This window comes from Streptomyces sp. NPDC036764 (genome assembly GCF_055609385.1).
Map to the genome: position 1 here is coordinate 324,373 of NZ_JBVJPT010000003.1, position 22,598 is coordinate 346,970.

Consider the following 22,598-nt stretch of genomic DNA (forward strand, 5'->3'; position numbering starts at 1 on the left):
CTGGCGGCGTGCGGCCGCGGCGTGTGGTCGCGACGTCCGGTCGCGACCCGGGTCCGGCGGCGTGTGGTCGCGACCCGGGTCTGGCGGCGTGTGGTCCTTTTTCGGCGTGTAGTCGCGGCGCGTGATCGCGACTCGGGTCCGGCGGCGTGTGGTCTTTCGGCGAGTGGTCGCGGCGTGCGGTCGCGACCCGGGTCCGCTTGCTCCCGTCAGCCGATGGGGACCTCGTTGGAACGGGACTCGATGGCATCGAGGGTGGCGAGGGTCGCGGCGTCGAGGGTGATCTTGCCGGCCGCCATGTTGGCCTCGAGGTGGGCGGCGTCGGCGGTGCCGGGGATGAGCAGCACGTTCGGGGCGTGGTGCAGCAACCAGGCGAGGCCGACCTGGGCGGGCGTGACGCCCAGGGACTCGGCCACGGCGTGCACCGCCGGCTCCTCGGTCGCCTTGGGCAGGCCGGGGAAGGCGCCGCCGAGCGGGAAGAAGGGCACCCAGGCGATGCCCTGGGCCGTGCACAGGTGCAGCATGTCCTCGTCGTCACGGGAGACGAGACTGTAGGCGTTCTGCACGCAGGCGATGCCCGCCGGCAGGGCGCGGCGCAGTCCGTCGAGGGTGACGCTGCTCAGGCCGATCGCGCCGATCTTGCCCTCGTCGCGCAGAGCGGTCATCACCGCGAGCTGGTCGTCGAGGTCGACCACTTGGTCGCCCTCGGGGCGCAGGCCGGGACCGGAGTCCAGGCGGCGGAGGTTGACCACCTGGAGCTGGTCGACACCGAGGCTGCGCAGGTTGTCCTCGACACTGGCGCGCAACTGCTCGGGCCGCTGCGCCAGACGCAAGGGCAGGCGCCCGCCCGGGTCGGGGTCGGCGCCGACCTTCGTGACCACCAGGACGCGGTCCTCGGGGCTCAGCACCTCGCGGATCACGTCGTTGGCGAAACCGAAGCCGTAGAACTCGGCGGTGTCCACGTGGTCGACGCCCAGCTCGACCGCGCGGCGCAGCAGTGCGACGGCCTCGCCGCGGCGGTCGTGCAGGCGCTCGAGCTGCAAGGCGCCGTAGCCGACACGTAAGACGCTGCGGCCGGCGAACAAAGCGGTCGGGGTGGTCATGGCGTTGCCTCCTCGGTCGGTGACTGCAAGGCGGTGTACAGCAGTTCGGCCTGATAGAGCGCCATGACCCGGTGGGCGATCGGGGCGGCGCGCTCCCGGGCCTCGGCCGGCTCGTGGTGCTCGACCTTGACCAGCCACGCCGTGACGCACTCGTGCAGCATCGCCCGCATACGGTCGGTCATGTCGACGACGATGTCGCGAATGGCCGGGTTGGTGGTCGCCTCGCCCCAGGTCTGCACACCGACCCGGGCCTCGGCGGGGTCGATCGCCGCGACCAGGCGGGCGAGCAGTTCGTCGGGGTCCGGCGGGGCGTCGCTCGCGGCGTGCTCACCGAGGACCTTGGCGCGCTCGGCGAGCACCTCGCGGGCGGCTGCCTGGACCAGGTCGGCCTTGTTGCGGTAGTGCGCGTAGATCGAGCCGGCCGAGAGTCCCGACTCGGCGATGATGTCGGCGATCGAGGTCCGCTCCAGGCCGTTACGGCCGAAGCAGCGCACGGCGGCCTCGGCGATCTGGGCCCGCCGCAGTTCCTTGCGCGCGTCGGTGAGCCGCGGCACCACACCTCCACAAAAAGAATCTCGGTTCTGCTTGCGGGGACAGTAACAGAATGCGCGTTCCTTTTGCGATGGGTCGCCGCGCACGCCCAGGAAATCCCTTGCAGAAGCGAGCACAACCGGAGCCGTACCGGCGCGGTTCCGGTCTCGTCCTCGGCTCCGCGCCCTCCGCGTGTTTTAGGAGTCGGGGGAACCACGGTCAACAGCGATATCCCCCGACACACGGCCACCGCCAGGAGAAGGCATCCGCACAGGTCAGCACGACAGGGCCCGCGAGGGCGTTACCCCGCGAGAGGGAACACGACCGCGTGCTGCGGAGGCACCTGGGACTTGTTGGTCGATTCAGTCGGCTGCAGAGCGGCACGATCGAGAGGGGCAGCCCGTCTCTCGGTGAACTGGGCCTTGGGCCCTGGCCCCGCTGCGCCTTACCGGCCCCCCGCGTACTCGTCGCAGGGCAGCGGTGGCCGTGTGTTCAGGCACCGGGGTGTGCCCCGTCGCCGGCGCCCAGGAGGGGGATCGTGAGCCGGCGTTCGACGGCGGTGGGCAGGTGCCACAGCTCGGTACGCCGCCTTCGGTCCTCGGAGCCCTGGCGGGCGGCGCGGCGAATGCCGGGCACGGCCAAGGTCAGGGCGGCCAGGGACACGGCGAGCCCGGTCCCGAGGAGTACACCGGCCCCTACGGCGCCGTCCGCCAGGGCGAACGGAAGCGCGACCCCCAGGCAGAGCGCACCAAGGCCGCCGAGGATGGAAACCATCCACCACAGCGGTGTGAGCGGGTGCTCGTTGCGCAGGTGGTTGAACAACTGTCGGTCGGTGGGACGCCGCCGCGGGTGCTCTTTGGCGGCGCTGAACAGCTCGGCCCGCCCCCGCAGCGCCCACACAGCGTGCACTCCCACCCATGCGATAGGCAGCACCAACAGCGTCACCAGCACCAAACCTGCCTGAATCGCCCGCGGCACCGACGCCCAGCCGGAGGCGTCGGCGACCACCGACGCCACGGCGGCTCCGACGAGTACGGCACCCGCCGCGCTCGTGGCCACGAGCCATCGCCAGGCCCCACGCACCCGAGCGCTGAGGGGGAACTCGACCGCGTCCACCGTCTTCTCCAATCGATGACCGCGGGTACTCTACGCAGCCCTCCTAGGAGGATGCGCCCCGGTCCGGGCGCCGGTCGAGCGAGGACGCGCCCCGGTCCGCGCGCCCGTCGAGCACGGCAGGCATCCGTCCGTCCGTCAGTCCGTCAGTCCGTCATTCCGTCAGGAGCCGTGGCCGTGCCGGCCACCTCGCTCAGGTCCTGGTCGCGAACGACCCGATGGGACCTGGCCGTCCGGGCGGATCCGGGGCGCCGAGCTTCAGCGGTCGGCGGTGTCGTCGCGCAGTTGCTCGGCGGCTTCCTGGTAGGCCTCGGCGGCGCGGGTGAAGTAGTCGAAGAGGGCATCGAGTTGCTCCGGCGTGCAGCTTCCGAGGATCTCGCCGATTCTCTGCCGCGCGGGGGCCATGACCCGATCAAGTTCGAGGGGCTTTCCGACCGGCTCGACGATGATCTTGCGCCGGTCTCCGGCATCGGGGACGCGACGGACGTAGCCCGCCTGCTCCAGCCGGTCGATCAGGCGAGTGGTCGGCCCCGTCGTCAGGCCGGTGCGTTCGGCCAGTTCGCCAGGAGTCATCGCCCCTGACAACTGGAGGATGTTCAGCGCGTAGAGGTCGGTGGCGCCGAGTCCGCACGCTCTGGCACTCGCGTGGCCGTGCAGCATCACGGCACTCAGGTACCGGCGATAGACCTGGCTCGCGTCGGATCGCATGGACGACGTTGACACAGGCTTCCCCACTCCCTAATCTCTTCTTCAAGGAAGATAAATCTGCAACGCAGCAACTTCTTCTATGAAGTTACCACGAGGGGGAACATCATGAGCGCCGCCGCCGTCGCACCACCCGAGCCGACCATCACCGCCGCCCCGCCCCGCCGTTCCCGGCGCCGTACCGTCAAACGGGTCCTGGGCGCGACCGCGCTGGCCCTGACCGTCGCCGCCGGATCCGCCTACCTGTGGCTGGACGCCACCTCCGACATACAGAACCTCGGCGAGAGCGACTGCACCGTGGTGACCTCGGACGTCACCCCGACCGCCGCCGGAGCCGCGACGGCCGACGACCACCGGGCGGTCTGCGACGTACTGCGCTCGATGACCGAGGCATGGGGCCGCGGCGACGCCACCGCGTACGGCGAGCACTTCACCCCCGACGCCACCTACACCACCTACGTCGGCACCCACTACCAGGGCCGCAAGGACATCACCGCGGCCCATCGCGCCCTGTTCGACGGCTTCCTCAAGGACACCAGGCTCGCCGACTCATTCCTCGGCATCCGCTTCTACGGCCCCGACACGGCGATCGTCACCACCCGCGGCGACACGTACACGGGCACGCCCAAGAAGGCGAGCGAACTGTCCAAGACGCAGACCTACACGCTGATCCGCCAGAGCGGCCGCGACTGGCGGATCGCCGCCTTCCACAACACCGAGCGCCAGTCCGTCATGGAGCGCATCTCGTTCCTGTGGGACCCGTCCACCAAGCCGGAGGCCGAGAAGTGATGACCGACACCGCCCACCTCGCACGCGAAGCGGACGCCAACGCCATCCGCGCCCTCCTGGAGGAAAGCCGCGCGGCCTGGAACCACGGCGACGGCCCCGCCTACGGCCGGTGCTTCACGCACGACGCGTCCGACGTGACCTTCGCCGGAACCGTCTATCGCGGCGGGAGCGAGATCGGCCGCGCCCATCAGGCCCTGTTCGACGGGTTCCTCAAGGGCACCGAACTGACCGTCGAGATCGACGACATCCGTTTCTACGGCGCCGACACCGCGGTCGTCACCACGTGCGGCGACGTCGGCAAACGCAGGCCGAAGCGCCTGGGCAAGCTCGCCACTTACACGGTCGTCCGCGAGTCCGACGGCCGCTGGCGGATCGCCGCCGTCCAGAAGACGCAGCGCAAACGCCTGATGGAAGCCGTCTCGTTCCGACTCCAGCCCGCCACCCGACCTGCCTCGCACTGACACCACGCGCCGGGCGAGCACGTTCGCGACGCGCCGCGCCGCCGAGCACGTTCGCGACGCGCCGCGCCGCCGAGCAGGTCCGCGACGCGACGCGTCTGCCGAGCAGGTCCGTCAGTCGCCCCACCCGATGGGCTGTCCGTACATCGGGCCGGGGGTGGGCGGGGGCTGTTGGGGTGCGGCGCGGCAGGTGAAGCCGAGACGGGTCAGGGCCCTGGTCACCTCACCGATGGTGAAGTCACGGCGGTCCTGGCCCGTGATCACCTCGCCCACCTGCTTGACCGGAAAGACACGGCGCCCGATGACGACGCCGACCCCCGTGACGGGCTCGGGCCGGACGCGTTCCATCGATGTCTCGACATCGATCTTGAAGAGGTCGAAGGGATAACGGGCGATCACGCAGCGCATGGTGCCTCACCGGAAGTCGGGGTGGGTGGTTCGGCGGCGGGTGCCTTCGAAGGGTCCGTTGCCGGAAACAAGAAGGGGCCCGCACCCAAGGTGCGGGCCCCTTCTTCGCCGTATTGGCCTACGGGATTTTCATCGCAGGCACATACGAATGTCCTGGACGCGTGCGGTCCGGGGGTGTCAGGCGGGAACGATGTTCTCGGCCTGCGGGCCCTTCTGACCCTGCACGACGTCGAACGAAACCTTCTGGCCTTCCTGCAGCTCACGGAAGCCCTGGGCGGCGATGTTCGAGTAGTGGGCGAAGACGTCGGCGCCGCCGCCGTCCTGCGCGATGAAGCCGAAGCCCTTTTCCGTGTTGAACCACTTAACGGTACCGGTGGCCATGTCAATTCTCCTGGAGCAGTGCTGGAGACCCGCACCTCGCGGGCCTCCTCATCGCTGCGATGATCGCCTGCCCGGAAATCCGGAAAAACGGCAACCACAACTGCAATTCACATTCAGGGTAGCACGGAATAAATTAGCGAAAAGTTGAGCGGAAAGCACCGGAAAACCGGGTTGAATTCCTGCTCCCGCGCCGACAGATTTTCACTCGCCGCCACTGTCCGCACGCTGTTGCGGACGGCTCAGTTCCGCGTTGGCGTGCAGGGCCTCCTCCAACCGGTCCTCAAGATCGATGATCCGGCAGGCGGCCTCGACCGGGGTCCCCTGATCGACCATCTCGCGGGCGCGGGCGGCGAGGCGAAGCTGGTGGCGCGAGTAGCGGCGGTGGCCGCCCTCCGACCTGGTCGGGGTGATCAGCCCCACCTCTCCGAGGGCCCGGAGGAAGCCGGGTGTCGCACGGATCACCTCGGCGGCACGGCCCATGGTGTACGCCGGGTGGTCGTCGTCGTCGAGCCGGTCGGCGGCATGCGGCCGGTCCTTCGAGGGCATCTGCGCCTTCCCGCGAGCCGCCGAAGTCGCGGCCCGCACCAGGGGGGCGGGTCCCCCTACAGGAACTTTAGTCGCCCCGGCGGAAATCCTGCCGTCGCCGACACAGATGCCCTCCGCCTCTCGTCTCCCGGCCGGCTCCCCGTCACCGCAGGACCAGAATTCGGCAGGGAGGAGCGAAGAGGGGTGTCCCCCGCGCGTCCACCACGTCCGCCAGGACGTACTGCCATCCCCAGGACCGCAGCGCCTCGAGCATCCGAACGTCACCGCGGTTCACCAGCATGACGCCGAGCGCGGCGGCGTGGTCGCTCAGCAGCCGTCTCTGCAGGCGCCGGGCGAGGTTCCACTCGCGGCCCTGGTTCTGTGTGCGCACCCGGTGCCCGACGAGGATCTCGGAGATCGCGAAGAGCCTCCCCGACGCGGCGACACGGAGCAGGCCGTGCGGAAGGTATCCGTCGAGGCCCTGCCACCAGGGCCCGACGCCGCGCACGGGGAAGCCGTGCGCGCATCCCGTCAGCAGTGTGGTGCCCGAGGAGAGCGTGGTCTGCGCGGTCAGCAGGGCGAATCCCGGTCGCCGTACGTCGGTCGCGAGCCGCTCCAGGAAGGCGGAGCGGGCCCAGTTCCACGCCCATGGCTCGCCGCCGGAGGTCTGCGCGTACAAGTCGCCGAGTTCCGGCATATGGTCCTCCACCTGGCGGCGGGTCAGCGGGCGGAGGCATTCGCCCGCCAGGGGCGACGGGCCCTTCCGACCCCTCGACGGGGCGGGGTCTTCCGGTCGCCTCGGCGGGGCGGACTCTTCCGGTCCTCTCGGCGGGGCGGGGTCTTCCGGTCGCCTCGACGGAGCGGACTCTTCCGGTCCTCTCGGCGGGGCGGGCCTTTGCGGTCGCCTCGGCCGGGCGGGCTCTTCCCGTCGCCTCGGGTCCGGGACGGCGCTCGGCCCCAGGTCCGCGGCCGTCGGCCGGTCCGGCACGTTCACGATCATGGGGCGGGGCCCTGCCCCGGGCCCGGACGGATCCGGCTGCCCGGCGTCGTCGTTCGCCGAGAACGGCACCGGTGTGAGAGCCGACGCGCGAGGAACCCTCGGTGCCTTCAGCCTACGCCCGGGCATACGGGCACCGTCCGCTCCGCAGGGCCCGGGCCATACGGGCACGTCCGCTCCGCAGGGCCCGGGCGTACGGTGGACGTACCCGGAGCAGGTCACGCCGGGCTCGCGGGTTTCCTCCCGTCGGTCCGCCCTTCGGACGGAGAACCGTGGGCGGCTTTCGCCGCCGTCCCTCGCGATCACCGGTACGGCGCGGCCTCGCAGAGACCACGGAGGTGGCGCCATGCGCTCGATCTACCACCGCATTCGCGAAGCCGAAAGCGCCCGGGACTCACTCGAAGTACCGTCGGCCTCCGCGTACGCGGACGAAGAGCCACCCATGGTGGACGAGCTCGCCGAGGTCCGCATCATCGCGGCGAACCCCGACACCGCCCAGCGGGTGGCACAGCTCCTGCGGCAGGGCTTCCGCTGCGACGAACCGCGCAGCTATCCCGCGGGCGCGGACGGACGCGGCACCCTGCTCCACCTGACGGTCGACACCGCGCACCCCTCCGTCGCGCCGTCATCGCCACCGCCGGCGTCCTCGACGTCATCGGCGCCGTCGGCATCCTCAGAATCGGTGTCGTCCTGGCTGGCCAGCAGCCGTTCCCACGCGCAACGAGCCCACACGGACGAGCCGGGCTGACCCGACGGCCACCGCGGCACGTCGTACGACCGTCATCGCCGTCCAGCCGAGGCAGCGAACCCAAGGGGGCGCCGAGGCATCGACTGCCGAGACGGTCTACGTTCCGGCGGACTCCCGCGCACGGCCGGACGGCGTCGGCCTAGGCCCGCTCAACCAGGGTGGGAACCCCGGGACAAGGCCCGCTTTCCGCCATGCCCGGACGCGGCGTCCGGGGACCGGTCCGGGAACACAAGGGCGGAGTAGCGTGGCGGACACCGGGAGTTCCCTGTACGCCCGCGACCCGTTGGCGTCGTTCCTGGCGCACCACGGCACCGGTCCGTCGCACGGCGGCCCGGGGACAGGACCGCGACATGGAATCGCGCGCCGACGAAGGTGCGACCCCCGAGCGGAAACACGCCTCCCCGTCCTTGCCCGCCCGGCTCACGCTGCGCCCGCCGACCTTTCCGCCCGGCCCCGTATGCGGCGCCTGGTGGCCCCGATCCCGCGATCTGGTGGCCGAACTGCCCATACTCACCGACGCGTTCGACGCGCTGCGGGGTGAGGTGACAGGTCTCGCCGTACGCCGCGGCACCTGGCCGGAGGCGCCGTACGACCTGCCCGCCACCGGTCACACGGTGAAGGCCGCGTGGTTCGCGTCCGGGTTCGACCCGTACACGATCCGGCTCTACTCATACGGCGTCGGCCGCTGGGACCTGCTGGTCGTCCCGCCCGGGACCGGGGCGGCCGCGGCCGCGCGGCTGATGACGGCAGCGGCCGACCCCGCGCTCCGCCTCACCGCGAGCGCGCTCGTCGCGGCCGAACAGCGTCGGTACGAACAGCGTCGGTACGACCAGGCCGGCGCCCGGGGGGAGCAGGAGCAGATGGAGCGGTGGGAAGGCGACGGCGGTGCGCCGGAGCGACCCTCGTCCGGTCTTTCCTTCTTCCGCGAATGTTACCGTCCGTGACACCCGTATCGCTCTGCGCCCGGTAGGGTGAAAGGGCCGAGGGCCCACCGCATACCGGTGACCGGACCGGTTTCGCTCCCGGAGCACGACGACACCGGGCAACTCGACGCCCGGGACAGGTGCCGCCACATGTCAGCCTCCACTGCCCGCCCTCGACGCCCTCGTTGCGGACGCTGCCCCATCTGACGCCTGCCGCAGGTCGGCGGCCCTGTCCGCCGCCGCCCACGTCCCGGCAGCCGAGCGCCGGGCCGGGCCACCCCGTCGTGCCGACCCGTCGGCCACCGCGATCCACCTCCTCGAACACGTCAGCCGGGTGCGGGCCGTGCACCACGGCCCGCCTCGGGCCGCCGCACCGCCCGCCGTGACCGGCCGGGGACCGCCCGCGCAACCAGCCCACCCAAGGAAGTCCATGATCGCCGCAGTCCCACCCGCTCCGCCCGCCCATCCCCTCCTCAGGCTGCACCTTGCGCCCCACAGCACCCTGTCCCGCCGCCTCGACGGCGCGTGGTGGCCCCACTCCGCAGATCTCCTGGCGGAGCTTCCCCCGCTGCTCGCGGCGCTGCCGCGCGCCTGGGGGCACATCGCCAGTGTCACGGTGAACTCAGCGGCCTGGTCCGCGGCACCGGGCCGGATGTTCGTCTGCAACCAGGTCGTACGACTGCGCCGGGCCGTAGCACCGCACGCGCCGAACACCGTCGTCCTGCTCTCCCCCGGCCACGGCCGCTGGGATCTGCTGGTCGTGCCGCCCGGTACCAGCGCGGAGGAGGCCGGGCCGCTCATGTCCGCGGCGGTGGACGACCGCGCCCGAGACCGGCAGGAGTAGCGTGGAGGCGAGGAGAGCGGGGACGCAGGACGCTCTCCTCGGGCAGCGGCCCGGCCACCGCCGGCACCGGCAGCGGACGGCTCGCCCCATCCGGAGAGACAGGTGAGCGCGATGCCGGACTCCCCCACCCAGCGTCCCGCAGGGCTCCTGGCGGACGGCATACACGAGTCGGTGCGCCCCGGAACGGCTCTCCTGCGGCTCGCCACCACCCACGACCGCCAGGGCATACTCGACGGTGCCTGGTGGCCCCGTTCGAAGGACCTCGCCACCGAACTGCCCGGCCTGCTCAGCGCACTGTCCGAGCGCCTGGGGCCGGTCACCCGGATCGGCCTGGACTCCGGGGCCTGGGACGAGATGCCGACCCGGATGACCATCGATGACCGTGTCGTGCACATCGACGCCTTCCCGGTGGGCGACGGCACCGCGCTCGTGACCCGAGGAGACCAGGACTACTTCTCCCTGCTCGTGGTACCGCCGGACACGCCTCCCGAGGCGGCGCGGGCGGCGATGGCCGAAGCGGTCCGTGCCGACAACCTCAAGCAGGCCGTGCAGATCCTGATCGACACCAGCACGGGCCAGGTCCACTCCATCGAGCCGCCCGCCCGAGGCGTTCGAGGAGGCGGATAGCGGCGGATCCGAATGGGCCTGGTCAGCGGCCTCCGGCAGGGTGCGCCCGGGCAGCCGTCACGTTGACACGTATCGTCGGCGGACGTTGACTTGCAGGACGGCGCAGGGCCGGGAAGGGCAAGGTCGACCGGGTCTCCGGAAGCCTGCGGCAGGCCGTCGAGAAGGCGAACGACGTCTTCGGGCGGTGCCCCCACCCCATGGAAGCGGTGCACACGACGATGTACGACCAGACACGCGCCCAGCAGCCCGCGGACCGGCCTTCGGGCCCCGGCGGACGGCATTCCGCCGGCCCTGAGCCGCTGCTCCCCTCGGACGGACGGGACGAGGTCGTGCGCCGCCTCGGACACGCCGTCAACACCTTCGCGGACAGCCCGCGCGAGGCGCTGGAGGAGGCCGAGGGCGCGTTCGACGAAGCCACCGCCCAGCTCGTGAACGCCCTCGCCGAGCGGCGGCGGGTCCTGCGCGCGGGCTGGACGGACCTGGACCCCGAGACGCAGTCCGCCGAACTCCGGTTCGCGCTGCGGGAGTACCGGGAACTCACCGGACGGCTGCTGCGCGCGTAGAGGGCGTCCGGTGGCCGGCGACCGGCCACCGCCGGACGGTAAATCCGCGTGTCGAACAAGAAAGCGTGCGGAATTATTCCCGGCCCGTGATCGCGCACGCCGTGCTACTGTCGAATCAGGTTGCAGTTGTGGTTGCCAAAAGGGTTCATTTTCCGACGGGTTGATCATCACGGCGACACGGAGTCCGCATAAGGCGCACTCCGAGCACCGTTTCCGAAGGAGAAATGACATGGCCACCGGCACTGTCAAGTGGTTCAACGCCGAAAAGGGCTTCGGCTTCATCGCGCAGGACGGCGGCGGCGCCGACGTCTTCGCCCACTACTCGAACATCGCCGCCCAGGGCTTCCGCGAGCTGCAGGAAGGCCAGAAGGTGTCGTTCGACGTCGCTCAGGGCCAGAAGGGCCCGACCGCCGAGAACATCGTTCCGGCCTGACACCGGCTCTGACACAGATTTTCTAGCTGGGGCCCGCACCTTGGGGTGCGGGCCCCAGCTCGCTGCATTTCCAGGGGGATTCACCCCCGTCGTCTTCGGCCCGTTCTCGCGATTCTCTGCGCCGTTCACCGTGCTGCGGGAATTCCTTGATACGCGCCTGCATCAAGGAAGGTTCCGCATGAACCGAGCACGCCCTTCACGCAGTTCACGCACCACCCGCACCACCCGCACCTACGACCGCTCCGAGAGCTTCGAGGGCTCCGCCGCAGGCCGCTCCGGCAACCGGCACCGGCTCAAGGCCAAGCCCAACGGCCACGGTGGCCGAACCGCCGCGCCCAGCGCCGAGTTCACCCCGCCGAAGACGATCGAGCCCGCGCTGCCCGCCGTAGAGTCGTTCGCCGAACTCGCCATGCCGGCGCCGCTGCTGGCCGCTCTCGGCCACGAAGGCGTGACCGTGCCCTTCCCGATCCAGGCGGCCACCCTGCCGAACTCCCTGGCCGGCCGTGACGTACTCGGCCGTGGCCGTACCGGTTCCGGAAAGACCCTCGCCTTCGGACTGCCGGTGCTGGCCCGTACCGCCGGGCGGCGCGCCGAACCGCGGCAGCCGCTGGCCCTCGTCCTGGTACCCACCCGCGAACTCGCCCAGCAGGTCACCGACGCGCTCACTCCGTACGCCCGCGCCGTACGGCTGCGGCTGGCCACCGTGGTCGGCGGGATGTCGATCGGCAGGCAGGCGCATGCGCTGCGGAACGGGGCAGAGGTCGTCGTTGCGACGCCGGGGCGGCTCAAGGACCTCATCGACCGAGGTGACTGCCGACTGGGCGACGTCGCCATCACCGTCCTGGACGAGGCGGACCAGATGACCGACATGGGGTTCATGCCCCAGGTCACCGCACTGCTCGACCAGGTGCGGCCCGGCGGCCAGCGGATGCTCTTCTCGGCCACCCTGGACCGCAATGTCGACCTGCTCGTACGCCGCTACCTGAACGACCCGGTGGTCCATTCGGTCGACCCGTCGGCGGGTGCCGTCACGACGATGGAGCACCACGTCCTCCATGTGCACGAGGCGGACAAGCACCGCACGACCACCGAGATCGCGGCGCGGGACGGCCGGGTGATCATGTTCCTGGACACCAAGCACGCGGTGGACCGGCTGACCAAGCACCTCCTCGGCAGCGGCGTCCGCGCCGCCGCGCTGCACGGCGGCAGGTCCCAGCCGCAGCGCACCCGGACGCTCGATCAGTTCAAGAGCGGGCAGGTGACGGTGCTGGTGGCGACCAACGTCGCGGCACGCGGCATCCACGTCGACGACCTCGACCTGGTCGTCAACGTGGATCCGCCCGGCGACCACAAGGACTACCTGCACCGCGGCGGACGTACGGCCCGCGCCGGGGCGTCCGGCAGCGTCGTCACCCTGGTGACGCCCGGCCAACGCCGCGGCATTGCCCGGCTGATGGTCTCGGCCGGCATCAACCCGACGGTCACCGCGGTGCGTTCGGGCGAGGCGGAGCTGAGCCGCATCACGGGCGCCAAGGCCCCGTCCGGTGTGCCGGTCGTCATCCCCGCGCCGAGCGCGGAGCCGCCCCGCCGGGCCGCCACGGCCCGTACGTCGGCATCGTCCCGGAGCCGTCGAGGGCGCACCTCTCGCGGCCGGTCCGCGGTTCAGCGCCACGCCGCGTGACGTTCCGGCGGTCCGCCGTCGCACCGCGCCGCGTGACGCCGTCGCACCGCACCGCGTGACATGCCGGCGGTCCGCCGTCGGCCCGGCGGCCCGTCCGCAGCCATCTCGACCAGAAGCCCGTACCGCAGGAGGCACCTTGACACCGGTTCAGACGCATCGCAGCCCGACCGCTCCCGGCCTCATGACCGGGGCCGGCGACCTGGACACGGCCGAGCTGCGGGTCGGTGACGACATGACCGTCGAGGTCGCACTGTCCGTCATGGCCGGCGCCGATGTGGAGTACCTGCTCCTGTGCGACGGGGACGACGAGCGCACCGGCTCGGTCACCCGGGCCGAACTCGTCGTACACCGTGACAGCTCCGCCTACACGGACCGCGTCCGTCTGCGGGACGTACTGGGCGCACTGTGCCGTCCCCTCCAGGTCGCCTCGGAACCGCTCGGGAGCCCCGACCCGCGGGACGCGTGAGTTTCGCGGCGGGCGGTGCTCGCTGACCCGCCGCGAAGCTCCGATCGGACAGGAGATGGGCCGTATGCGCCCTCATCCCGACCCTCCCGAGCGCCACCGGGCGCCCGAACTGTTCGACGAATGCCGGATGGTGCGCGCCCGCGGTCATCTGGGCCTGACCACCGTGGCACCCCTTGCGCACGCCCTGGAAGAGGCCCGCACCGGATCCGGGCGCGTCTTTCTCATCGTCGACCTCCGTGAGGTGAGCTTCACGGACGGAAGCATCCTGCGGCCGCTGTGTGCGGCTTGGGACGACTGCCGGGCCCGGCAGGGCTGGGTCCGGATCGTCCACAGCAGTGCGACGATCGACCTCGTCCTGTTGGGCGCCGGTGTGCTCGGCCGCTTCCCCGCCCATGCCAGCGCCCAGGACGCCTGGTGGGGAAGGGCGAGCGCAGCGCGTGGCGTAGTACCCGCCCCCGCGTCGGGGCATCCCGCCTACCGAGAGGCCCCGTGACGTACGGCAGTCCGTGCCTGGCGCCCGCCGATTTCAGCGGAGCACCAGGAGGCGGCGCGGGGCGAAGCGGGACGCCCCGCCGTCCTCGGCCGGGAGGCAGCGCCAGCCCCAGGCCAGCAGTGCCCGGTAGGTGTCCACGTCATGGCGGTCGACAAGGGTGACGCCGAGCGCGCCGATGTGGTCGCCGAGCAGCCGCTTCTGCAGACGCCGGGCGAGGTTCCACTCGCGGGTCAGGTCCTGGGTGCGCACCCGGCGCTCCACGACGACGTCGGCGACCGCGAAGAGCCTGCCCGAGGCGGCGGCGCGGAACAGGTTCTCCGGGAGATACCCGTCGAGGCCCTGCCACCAGGGCCCGGCGTCGCGCACGGGGAAGCCGTAGGCACATGCCGTGAGGACGGTGACGCCCGAGGGGCGGACGGCCTCCGCCACGAGCAGCTCGAACCCCGGCCGCCGCATATGACCCGCGAGCCGCCGCCGGAAGGCGGCGGACCTGGCCCAGTCCGACGGGTCCAGGGTCCCCGGATCGCCCGGCCGGCCTGGCTGGCCCGGCCGGCCCCGCTCGCCCGGCTCGTTCGACGAGGTGAGCGCGTACAACTCGCCGAGCTCCCATATCCGGTCGTCGACCTGGCGCCGGGTCAGCGGCCGTACGAACTCGCCCCTCTCGGGCGAGGCCCCCTGCCGGCGCCGCGGCGGGCACGGTATCTCGGGAAGCGTCCGGTGCCGGCCCGGCGTCCCGGGGCGGGCGGTCGCCGGGCGGTCCGGCATGTGCACGGTCATGAGGCGAACCCTGCCCCGGGCCGGACGGGGGTCCGGGCCCGGCATCGTCGTTCGCCGAGAACGGCACTCGGCACATGAGCCGGCACACGAGAAGCCCTCGGCGCCTTCGAGGCTACGCCCGCCCCCGTGGCGGACGGGGGGCGCGCCCCGAAGCGGTCGGGAAACCGTCGGGTGCGCGCCTCGTCGGAGAACTGTGCGACTGTGCGGCCCACATTGAGCAGCGCTCGGGCGAACTCCCGCTCAGAGTCCGGCAGTCCTAGGCGGACGCCGGTACGAAGACCGTCTGCGAGGTGGCCGACTGGAAGTTGTTGTCGGCGTCGAAGACGGCCCGGTAGTGGCCGGCACCGCTCTGGTCGAGGTCCGCGGCGAATTCGTTGCCGCTGCCTCCCCAGGTGGCCTCGACCGTGGTGAGCGTCGACCAGCTCGCACCGTCGGGCGAGTACTGGATGTGGACGTCGATCTGAGCGGGCATCCATCCGTCCGGGAAGTCGATGAGCCCCTCGGCGTGGACCTGTCCCGTGTCGGAGCGGGCGGCCGTGAAAGCCGTGAACTTCGACGCCCGGTGCACGTGGACGACGTCGCTCGTACCGGTGCCGGCCTGGAGGAACGGGTCGTCTGAGGTGTCCAGGGCGAGCTGGAAGTAGCCGCCCTGCCATGGCGTGTAGTCCATCGTGAACGTGCCGTCGTCGGCGGTGGTGAAGCCGCCCACGAGGTCGGTCTGAGCGTCGTCGGGGCCGAACAGGACGCCCCCGGAGCGCCCGGCCAGCGGCACCCAGCCGTCCGCGGTCTTCTGCTCGACCTTGCCGCGCAGCGTGACCTGCTGACCGAAGTCGATGTCGGCCGAACTCACCGTGGACGTGAACCGGGTGGGAATCTGGTCGACACCGATCTGTACCGGATCGGACTCCCCGTACAGAACCGTCGGCGTGCCGCCGTCCATCCTGAACACGGCCTGGACGGGCGCGGCGGCGTCGAGCCGCACCGAGGCGGTGAAGTGCCCCTGGGCGTCGGTGGTCACGGTGGCTTGCGTCCAGTAGTCGACATCGATCGCGACCTGGCGTGCCGCAAGTGGCTTCACCTGACGGGTCGGCCACCGCCCGTACAGCGTCCCCTCGACCCGCACGTCACGGTGTTCCCGGTCGATGGCGGTGCGGTCGACGGTGAGCGCGCCGAATTTCGCTACGACGTAGTAGGCGAAGTCCCCCGCGGACTGGCGCACCACGTGACCGCCGTCGGCGTCCGTGAGCTCCAGGTCGATGCGGTAGGAGCCGAACTCGGGCAGCTTCAACGGCTTCTCGGTACGCCAGTTGCCGTCCTGACGGGTGCCGGAGAAGAGCCGGAAGTCCTTGGTCCCGAGCTCGGCGACCTCGGTCTGCGAGGCGTACGAGACCAGGTGCGCCTTGATGCCCGTGATGTCGGCCCCGGACCGGGCGCCGAACTGCAGGATCCCGAGGTCCTCCGACACGCTCCCCGCGTAGGTGACCTCCGGCTGGTCCGCGGCGTGTGCGGCTGTCACGCCGCCCATTCCGAGCGCGGCGGCCGTGACGGCCACCGTGACCCATCTGCGTATCTTCCACAACAACACTCTTGATCCCCACCTCTGACGCGTTCGCGACGGCGGGGGCCTGCGCGGACCGCCCGCCCGGCCGTCCGTCTTTATATCGACCGCCCAGCACGAACGCACGGCAATTAGGAGCGGGACCGAGGACTCATCCACTCGCACACGACGCCGCGGTCTCAACGATGGGGTCCTTCTCGACACGCCCTGTGAACGGCTCACGGCCTTCGCTGAAGGCGGGCAGCCCGAGGTCCCAGTCGCCTGGAGCGTGCAGTCCGTCAGAAGCGCGCTTCCAGTACGCGCCGTCATGGTCTCGAAAGCTCAGGCTCCACACTTGAAGATGTGGGGTGATGCTCTCGGGGAGGTTCTCGAGGTCTCCGCCCTTCGCCGCCCAGACCATCGTGTCCGACTTGTAGATCAACTCTGTGCACGGCGCCAGGCTGTCCAGGGACACCTCCCAGACGATCCACACATCACGGCCCCTTTTCCACATCTCGATGAACCGCGTGTAGAACATGACCGTGACGCCGAAGACCGGATCAGGCGACCGGTTCATCAGATGCAGGCGCGTGGTACCGGCCGGAACTTCATCAACCGTGCGGTGGCAGCCGAACAGGCACGCGGCCTGCCTCGGACGGCCGCACGTTCTCTCCCTCCCGCCGCTGAACCGCACCCGGCCGCCCGGCGTTTTCTGGCGCCGGCGCCTGCGTGGCGACCGTCTGGTGTCACCGGCGCCGCTGTACGACCTCTTCGACCGCGTGCCGGGGCCGGGGCGGGACGCCTTCCGCTGACCGCCGGCCACTGCCTCAGCCCCGGCACTCGAGGGTCACCGGACTGAGTTCGCCAGTTTCGTCGCGCCGCCCAGCAGGTACTCCAGGGGTCCGCGGCGGAAGAAGCGGGACCAGGTCGCCGCGAACAGGGTGGCCCCGAGGACGAAGCAGAACAGGAGCGCGGCGGAGGCGGATCGCGGCGGGGTCGCCGCTTCGCCGGGCAGGGCGAGGATCACCAGGATGTGGCCCACGTAGAGGGTCAGGGACATGGTGCCGACGGCGATGACCGGGGCCGCCACCCGGCGCAGCCACGGCAGCCGGTCCAGCGCCACCGTCAGGCACAGCAGCACGGTGATCGCGATCCCGATGCTGCCGATGAGGTCGAACGTGGAGCCGCTGTGCGGCTCGGCTGCCAGTAGCCCCCATGCGTCGGGGCCCCACAGCCCACCGCCGGTCGGCATGTCGAAGGATCCCGCTGCCATGCCGGAGTCCTTCAGGGCTTCGAGGTCCTTCATGTCGGGCATCGCGGCCGTGATCGCCTTGTCGCCGCCGGACAGCCGCAGCGCCAGCCACGAGACGCCGTATCCGAACGCGATCAGCGCGGGACCGACCACGGCCAGCCGCCGCCGTACCGCGCCGGAGGTCAGATCCAGTCGGCCCAACGCCATGCCGGTGACCACGAACGTCATCCAGGTGATCGCCGGGTAGAGGCCGGTGAGCAGGAGATCGAGCACGCCCACACCGCAAAGGCGCGCGATCGGGTCGTACGCGTCGATGGTGTTCACGATCGACTCGTCGAGCAGCGCTCGCAGGCCGTACGCCACCTGCGGTGCGAGGACCGCGAGCGTGAGGGCGATGATCGCGAGCGTCCTGGCCCGCAGCCGCAGCAGGGGCAGGGCCAGCAGGAAGTACACCGCGTAGAAGTTCAGGATTCCGGCGCCGCCGAAGTCGGTCATCGCCAGTGCACTGCCCAGCACCAGCAGGATCACGGCCCGGATCACGATACGGGCCCTCGCCTGCCGGCCGGCCAGTCCCATCTTCGGCTCGAGGCGGCCGGCGATCAGCATCAGCGAGAACCCGGCGAGGGTGGCGAACAGCGCCGACGCCCGGCCGCTCGCCAGCCCCAGGAACCAGTCGCCGACGCCGCCGCCTGGCGTGGGTGCGGGGCCGACGTGCACGGCGAACATTCCGAACACGGCCAGGGCACGGGCGAGGTCCACCCCGACCAGCCGTGCCATCGGCGCGGCGCCCTTCGCCGCCGCGGCGGACTCGGGTGCGGGTAGGGAACGCAAAGACGCCTTCTCGGCGCTTTCGATCTCAGTCACCGGGACCACGTTGCCGAGGCGTCGATGCGGTCAACCATCCGACGGGCGACGGGAGTTGCCCCGCCTACCGGCCCCGGCCACCCCGCCGACCGGCGGGGTGGGGACAGCCGTACCCGAACGGCACCGCGAGGTCGTCGAAGAAATTTCCGGCTCGCGGCAACCCTGTGCGGGGCCTGTGACCACAAGGAACCGGATCCGGTCGTCCGGGTGCCCGGATCCGCTCTTCCTCCCGTGAACGCCATGCAAGGAGAACACCTCCCCCATGAACAACCCCACGAACGGCGGGCGCCGCGGGCGTCACCGCCGTCGCTGGACCGCGACCGGCCTGGTGCTCGGCGTGCCCGCCGTCGTCCTGCCGTATTTCCTGTTCGTGCAGGAGGACTCGCAGGCCGCGACGGTCGACGGCAACGCCTACTACCGGCTGGTCTCCGTGCGCAGTGGCAAGGTGTTGGACGTCAACGGTTTCTCCACCGCCGACGGCACCCGTATCCAGCAGTGGACGGACCAGAACACCGCCAACCAGCAGTGGAGGCTGAAGCCCGCCGGGGACGGCTACTACGAGCTGGTGAACCGCAACAGCGGCAAGGTGCTGGGCATAGCGGGCGGTTCGACCGCCCAGTCGGCCGCCGCCGAGCAGCAGGCCGACAGCTCCTCCACCGCCCAGGAGTGGAAGATCGACGAGGTGGGCGGTTCCGGCGCCGTCACCTTCACCTCCCGCAAGAGCGGCCAGGTCCTGGACGTCTCCGGGGGCTCCACGGCCGACGGCGCGGCGGTCGTCCAGTACCCGGGCCGGGGCGGCACCAATCAGCAGTGGAAGCTGGTGAAGACGGCCGAGACCCAGCCGTCCGGTACCGGAGCCGCGCAGACCACGGCCGCGGCCGGACCGTACCGGTGGAAGAACGCCCAGGTGGTGGGCGGTGGTTACGTCACGGGGCTGGTGTTCAACCCGCGCGAGAAGGGCCTGCTGTACGCGCGCACCGACATGGGCGGCGCCTACCGCTGGGACGCCGCGGCCGAGCAGTGGATCCCGCTGACCGACTGGCTCGGCGAGAAGGACTGGAACCTGCTGGGCATCGACTCGGTGGCCACCGACCCCGTCGACCCCAAGCGGCTCTACCTCGGGGCGGGCACCTACACCAACGACTGGGCGGGCAACGGCGCGATCCTGCGCTCCACCGACCGGGGCCGCACCTTCAAGCGCACCAACCTGCCGTTCAAGCTGGGCGGCAACGAGGACGGCCGCGGGGCGGGCGAACGGCTCGTGGTCGACCCCGCGAACCACGGCACCCTGCTGCTGGGCACCCGCAAGAACGGCCTGTGGCGCAGCACCGACCACGGCGTGACATGGAGTCAGGTCTCCTCCTTCCCCGTCAAGGACGGGGCGGGCAGCGGCGCGGGCATCTCCTTCGTGACGTACGGCCCGGCCGGCAGCAAGACGATCTACGTCGGCGTCGCCGACAGGTCCACCTCCCTGTACCGCTCCACCGACGGCGGCAGCACCTGGCAGGCCGTCTCCGGGCAGCCCACCGGCCAGATGCCGCAGCACGGTGTCCTGTCCGGTGACGGCTCGCTGTACCTGACGTACACCGACAACCTCGGACCCAACGGCGTGACGGCGGGCTCGGTGTGGAAGTACACGCCGTCCGGCGGGGCGTGGAAGAACGTCTCCCCGTCGCAGGGCAGTTACGGGTTCTCCGGGCTGGCCGTCGACCCGCGCAAGCCGTCCACGGTGATGGTCACCACCCTCGGCCGCTGGTGGCCCGAGGATGAGATCTACCGGACCACCGACGGCGGCACGTCCTGGAAGGCGCTGGCCGACAAGTCGGTGCGGAACGCTTCCGGCGCTCCTTACGTCGGTAGCCACACCGGGCACTGGATGACCGCCCTGGCCATCGACCCCTTCAACTCCGGGCACGTGCTGTACGGCACCGGCAACGGCATCTGGCGCAGCAAGGACGCCAACGCCTCCGACAACGGCGGCACCAGCCACTGGAGCGCAGGGGCCCGGGGGCTGGAGGAGACCGCGCTGATCGACGCGATCGCCCCGCCCGGCGGCGCCACCGTCATCACCGCCATGGGCGACCAGGGCGGTTTCCGCCACGGCTCCCTGACCAAGGTGCCCTCCGGGCGGCTGAAGAACCCGATGATGACCAACAGCACCGACATCGACTTCGCCCAGTCCAAGCCCTCGGTGATGGTCCGCGTCGGCCTCGGCGGCGACAAGGACGGCGCCTACTCCACCGACGGCGGCGGCAACTGGACCGGCTTCAAGTCAGAGCCGGTGGACAGCGCCAACGCCGGACGTGTCGCGCTCTCGGCGGACGGCTCCACCATCGTCTGGACCCAGACCGGTCAGGCCCCGTACCGCTCGACGGACAAGGGGGCGAGCTGGTCGAGGGTCGGCGGGCTGGGCACGGACGCCGTGGTCGTCGCCGACCGCTCCTCGGCCCAGACCTTCTACTCGCTGTCCGGCGGCACGCTCTACGCCAGCACCGACGGCGGCGCGACCTTCACCGCCCGCGCCACCAACCTGCCCGCCGGCCGGCTCGCGGCCGTCCCCGGCGTCGCCGGGGACCTGTGGATCGCCGACAGCGGCAAGGGGCTGCTGCACTCCACCGACGGCGGCCGCACCTTCACCACGCTCAAAACGGTGCAGTCCGCCTCCGCCCTCGGCTTCGGCAAGGCCAAGCCGGGCACCGGCTACCAGGCCCTGTACCTGATCGGCACCGTCAAGGACGTCGCCGGAGTCTTCCGCTCCACCGACAAGGGCGCCACCTGGGTCCGCGTCAACGACAACGCCCACCAGTGGGGCGCCATCGGCGGCGTCGGAGTCATCACCGGCGACCCCGACACCTACGGCCGCGTCTACGTCGGCACCAACGGACGCGGTCTGCAGTACGGCGACCCGTCCTGACCCCAGCACCCCGGCGCGGCCGCAGGCACAACTGACTGCGGCCCCGCCGGGGCTGCGTTCAGCGCGTTCCCGAGGGCAAGGCCGCCAAGAACCCGAGTGCGCTCTGCCTCGACCGAGAAGCGTCGGCGCGCAGCCCTCGGCCTCACGCCCCACCCCACCACCAACGCTCTTCTCGTTCGGGTGATTTCGGTCAACTAAGCCACTTCACGGGACCTACTATCCCATCTCGTGACAGACAGCCAGACCCCGCGAGCGACCGACGTGGTCATCCTCGGCGCCGGACCGGCCGGGCTCGTGCTCGGCAACCTCCTTCAGGACAGCGGGATCGACTGCGTCATCGTGGAGCGTGCCGAGCGCGCGCACATCCAGACGCGGGCGCGCGCCGGGTTCCTGGCCGCCAACACCGTGCGGGTCCTGGAGCGGCACGGACTGGCCGAGGGGCTCAACCGGCACGGACGGGCCCACAGCACCTGCGAGTTCCGCACCGCGGACGGCAGGTTCCGGTTGGACTACAGCGGGCTCGGGCGCGGTGAGCGGCATACCGTCTATCCCCAACAGCGCCTGGTCACCGACCTGTTGACGCGGTTCCTGGCCTGCGGCGGGCGGGTCGACTTCGCCACCGAGGCGGTGGCCGTCCTCGACGCCGACACCGACCGGCCCTCGGTGAGCGTGCGCGAGGCGGACGGGCGGCCCGGCCGATGGCGGGCGCGGTACGTGGCCGGGTGCGACGGGCGGCACGGCGCCGCCCGTCGGTCACTGCCGGCCGACTCGGTGCGCCGGCACCACTGCGACCACGGCGTGACCTGGCTCGGCCTGCTCGCCGAGGCGCCGCCCAGTCTGGACGCCGTCGGCTACGCGGTGCACGAGCGGGGCTTCGCCGGGCACATGGCGCGCACGAGCGAGATCACCCGCTACTACGTGCAGTGCGAGCGCGGCACGGCGGCGGATGCCTGGTCCGAGGAACGGATCTGGGACGAGCTGGATCTGCGGATGCGGGCGGCGGAGTACGGCCCGCTGCACCGTGGCCGCGTCGTGCAGCGGGCCGTCGTCGACCTGGAGTCCGATGTACTCGAACCACTGCGTCACGGCTCGCTGTTCCTGGTGGGCGACGCCGCCGGCCTCATCAGCCCGTCCGCGGCGAAGGGTGCCAATCTCGCGGTCCTGGAGGCGGAGATCCTCGCCGGCGCCCTGATCGACGACATCCTCCGCGACGACTCCGAAGGGCTCGACGCCTACTCAGCGCGGTGCCTGCCGTACATCTGGCGTGCGCAGGAGTTCTCGCACTGGATGATCCGGCTGCTGCACGGCCCGTCCGGCTCGGACGGCACGTCACTGTTCCACAACCGCCTGCGGCGCTCCCGCATCACTTCGCTGCGTACTTCGCGCAGCCACCAGGACTGGTTCGCCGAGCACTACGTCGGCGTATGAGGTCCTTCCTGCCCCGCGTCATCGAAACCCCCGAATGAGGA

General features: G+C 71.2%; 25 protein-coding genes. 13 read left to right on the plus strand and 12 right to left on the minus strand.

Annotated features, from left to right (window positions below; translation table 11 throughout):
• Nucleotides 1-206: 206 nt before the first annotated feature.
• The 4 genes from ACZ69Q_RS16390 to ACZ69Q_RS16405 all read right to left on the minus strand — a co-directional run bounded on the left by ACZ69Q_RS16390 (nucleotide 207) and on the right by ACZ69Q_RS16405 (nucleotide 3,452).
• Nucleotides 207-1,100 (minus strand): aldo/keto reductase, encoded by an 894-nt coding sequence (locus ACZ69Q_RS16390; protein WP_471042005.1) that lies wholly within the window; start codon nucleotides 1,098-1,100, stop codon nucleotides 207-209.
• Nucleotides 1,097-1,654, minus strand: a complete 558-nt coding sequence (locus ACZ69Q_RS16395; protein ID WP_471042007.1) for a TetR/AcrR family transcriptional regulator — start codon at nucleotides 1,652-1,654, stop codon at nucleotides 1,097-1,099. Before ACZ69Q_RS16395 ends, ACZ69Q_RS16390 begins: the two co-directional genes overlap by 4 nt.
• 469 nt (nucleotides 1,655-2,123) lie before the next feature.
• On the minus strand, nucleotides 2,124-2,747 hold the full coding sequence (locus ACZ69Q_RS16400; protein ID WP_471042008.1) for a hypothetical protein: 624 nt from the start codon (nucleotides 2,745-2,747) through the stop codon (nucleotides 2,124-2,126).
• 255 nt (nucleotides 2,748-3,002) lie between these two features.
• Complete coding sequence (locus tag ACZ69Q_RS16405) at nucleotides 3,003-3,452, minus strand: MarR family winged helix-turn-helix transcriptional regulator (protein WP_471042010.1); 450 nt, start codon at nucleotides 3,450-3,452, stop codon at nucleotides 3,003-3,005.
• Between the two features lie 105 nt (nucleotides 3,453-3,557).
• Between ACZ69Q_RS16405 and ACZ69Q_RS16410 the strand changes: the two genes are divergently transcribed.
• Together ACZ69Q_RS16410 and ACZ69Q_RS16415 are read left to right on the plus strand one after the other, a co-directional pair.
• Nucleotides 3,558-4,238, plus strand: a complete 681-nt coding sequence (locus ACZ69Q_RS16410; protein WP_471042012.1) for an SgcJ/EcaC family oxidoreductase — start codon at nucleotides 3,558-3,560, stop codon at nucleotides 4,236-4,238.
• On the plus strand, nucleotides 4,238-4,699 hold the full coding sequence (locus ACZ69Q_RS16415; protein WP_471042014.1) for an SgcJ/EcaC family oxidoreductase: 462 nt from the start codon (nucleotides 4,238-4,240) through the stop codon (nucleotides 4,697-4,699). Before ACZ69Q_RS16410 ends, ACZ69Q_RS16415 begins: the two co-directional genes overlap by 1 nt.
• Before the next feature lie 111 nt (nucleotides 4,700-4,810).
• Here ACZ69Q_RS16415 and ACZ69Q_RS16420 read toward each other — a convergent pair whose 3' ends face one another.
• The 4 genes from ACZ69Q_RS16420 to ACZ69Q_RS16435 form a co-directional block, all read right to left on the minus strand.
• The gene (locus ACZ69Q_RS16420) at nucleotides 4,811-5,104 is read right to left on the minus strand and encodes an SCO5918 family protein (protein WP_471042015.1); all 294 of its coding nucleotides are present in this window, start codon (nucleotides 5,102-5,104) and stop codon (nucleotides 4,811-4,813) included.
• A gap of 177 nt (nucleotides 5,105-5,281) precedes the next feature.
• On the minus strand, nucleotides 5,282-5,485 hold the full coding sequence (locus ACZ69Q_RS16425; RefSeq protein WP_471042017.1) for a cold-shock protein: 204 nt from the start codon (nucleotides 5,483-5,485) through the stop codon (nucleotides 5,282-5,284).
• A gap of 201 nt (nucleotides 5,486-5,686) precedes the next feature.
• Nucleotides 5,687-6,031: a MerR family transcriptional regulator gene (locus tag ACZ69Q_RS16430; protein ID WP_471042019.1), complete on the minus strand. Its 345-nt coding sequence runs from the start codon at nucleotides 6,029-6,031 to the stop codon at nucleotides 5,687-5,689.
• A gap of 142 nt (nucleotides 6,032-6,173) precedes the next feature.
• A complete protein-coding gene (locus ACZ69Q_RS16435) occupies nucleotides 6,174-6,707 on the minus strand; it encodes a hypothetical protein (RefSeq protein ID WP_471042020.1) in 534 nt (177 codons plus the stop codon).
• A 646-nt stretch (nucleotides 6,708-7,353) separates the two neighbouring features.
• On the opposite strand from ACZ69Q_RS16435, the gene ACZ69Q_RS16440 reads away from it, so the two are divergent.
• The 9 genes from ACZ69Q_RS16440 (at nucleotide 7,354) to ACZ69Q_RS16480 (ending at nucleotide 13,785) form a co-directional block, all read left to right on the plus strand.
• A complete protein-coding gene (locus ACZ69Q_RS16440) occupies nucleotides 7,354-7,755 on the plus strand; it encodes a hypothetical protein (protein ID WP_471042021.1) in 402 nt (133 codons plus the stop codon).
• A 350-nt stretch (nucleotides 7,756-8,105) separates the two neighbouring features.
• Nucleotides 8,106-8,699: a DUF5994 family protein gene (locus ACZ69Q_RS16445; protein WP_471042023.1), complete on the plus strand. Its 594-nt coding sequence runs from the start codon at nucleotides 8,106-8,108 to the stop codon at nucleotides 8,697-8,699.
• A 409-nt stretch (nucleotides 8,700-9,108) separates the two neighbouring features.
• Nucleotides 9,109-9,522: a DUF5994 family protein gene (locus ACZ69Q_RS16450; RefSeq protein WP_471042025.1), complete on the plus strand. Its 414-nt coding sequence runs from the start codon at nucleotides 9,109-9,111 to the stop codon at nucleotides 9,520-9,522.
• A gap of 111 nt (nucleotides 9,523-9,633) precedes the next feature.
• A complete protein-coding gene (locus tag ACZ69Q_RS16455) occupies nucleotides 9,634-10,149 on the plus strand; it encodes a DUF5994 family protein (protein WP_471042027.1) in 516 nt (171 codons plus the stop codon).
• Between the two features lie 197 nt (nucleotides 10,150-10,346).
• Nucleotides 10,347-10,712 (plus strand): hypothetical protein, encoded by a 366-nt coding sequence (locus ACZ69Q_RS16460; RefSeq protein WP_471042028.1) that lies wholly within the window; start codon nucleotides 10,347-10,349, stop codon nucleotides 10,710-10,712.
• A 229-nt stretch (nucleotides 10,713-10,941) separates the two neighbouring features.
• On the plus strand, nucleotides 10,942-11,145 hold the full coding sequence (locus ACZ69Q_RS16465; protein WP_314197735.1) for a cold-shock protein: 204 nt from the start codon (nucleotides 10,942-10,944) through the stop codon (nucleotides 11,143-11,145).
• 178 nt (nucleotides 11,146-11,323) lie between these two features.
• The gene (locus tag ACZ69Q_RS16470) at nucleotides 11,324-12,826 is read left to right on the plus strand and encodes a DEAD/DEAH box helicase (protein WP_471042031.1); all 1,503 of its coding nucleotides are present in this window, start codon (nucleotides 11,324-11,326) and stop codon (nucleotides 12,824-12,826) included.
• Between the two features lie 136 nt (nucleotides 12,827-12,962).
• Nucleotides 12,963-13,292, plus strand: a complete 330-nt coding sequence (locus tag ACZ69Q_RS16475) for a CBS domain-containing protein (protein WP_471042033.1) — start codon at nucleotides 12,963-12,965, stop codon at nucleotides 13,290-13,292.
• Nucleotides 13,293-13,356: 64 nt separating this feature from the next.
• Nucleotides 13,357-13,785 (plus strand): STAS domain-containing protein, encoded by a 429-nt coding sequence (locus ACZ69Q_RS16480; RefSeq protein ID WP_471042034.1) that lies wholly within the window; start codon nucleotides 13,357-13,359, stop codon nucleotides 13,783-13,785.
• Between the two features lie 33 nt (nucleotides 13,786-13,818).
• Here ACZ69Q_RS16480 and ACZ69Q_RS16485 read toward each other — a convergent pair whose 3' ends face one another.
• The 4 genes from ACZ69Q_RS16485 to ACZ69Q_RS16500 all read right to left on the minus strand — a co-directional run bounded on the left by ACZ69Q_RS16485 (nucleotide 13,819) and on the right by ACZ69Q_RS16500 (nucleotide 18,215).
• Complete coding sequence (locus ACZ69Q_RS16485; RefSeq protein WP_471042036.1) at nucleotides 13,819-14,562, minus strand: hypothetical protein; 744 nt, start codon at nucleotides 14,560-14,562, stop codon at nucleotides 13,819-13,821.
• A 256-nt stretch (nucleotides 14,563-14,818) separates the two neighbouring features.
• Nucleotides 14,819-16,087 (minus strand): hypothetical protein, encoded by a 1,269-nt coding sequence (locus ACZ69Q_RS16490; RefSeq protein WP_471042624.1) that lies wholly within the window; start codon nucleotides 16,085-16,087, stop codon nucleotides 14,819-14,821.
• 184 nt (nucleotides 16,088-16,271) lie between these two features.
• Nucleotides 16,272-16,793 (minus strand): hypothetical protein, encoded by a 522-nt coding sequence (locus ACZ69Q_RS16495; RefSeq protein WP_471042038.1) that lies wholly within the window; start codon nucleotides 16,791-16,793, stop codon nucleotides 16,272-16,274.
• Nucleotides 16,794-16,946: 153 nt separating this feature from the next.
• Nucleotides 16,947-18,215 (minus strand): DUF418 domain-containing protein, encoded by a 1,269-nt coding sequence (locus tag ACZ69Q_RS16500; RefSeq protein ID WP_471042040.1) that lies wholly within the window; start codon nucleotides 18,213-18,215, stop codon nucleotides 16,947-16,949.
• A gap of 262 nt (nucleotides 18,216-18,477) precedes the next feature.
• Here ACZ69Q_RS16500 and ACZ69Q_RS16505 point away from each other — a divergent pair, with 262 nt between their 5' ends.
• Complete coding sequence (locus ACZ69Q_RS16505) at nucleotides 18,478-21,129, plus strand: RICIN domain-containing protein (protein WP_471042041.1); 2,652 nt, start codon at nucleotides 18,478-18,480, stop codon at nucleotides 21,127-21,129.
• A gap of 261 nt (nucleotides 21,130-21,390) precedes the next feature.
• The gene (locus ACZ69Q_RS16510; protein WP_471042627.1) at nucleotides 21,391-22,557 is read left to right on the plus strand and encodes a 4-hydroxybenzoate 3-monooxygenase; all 1,167 of its coding nucleotides are present in this window, start codon (nucleotides 21,391-21,393) and stop codon (nucleotides 22,555-22,557) included.
• Nucleotides 22,558-22,598 lie beyond the last annotated feature (41 nt).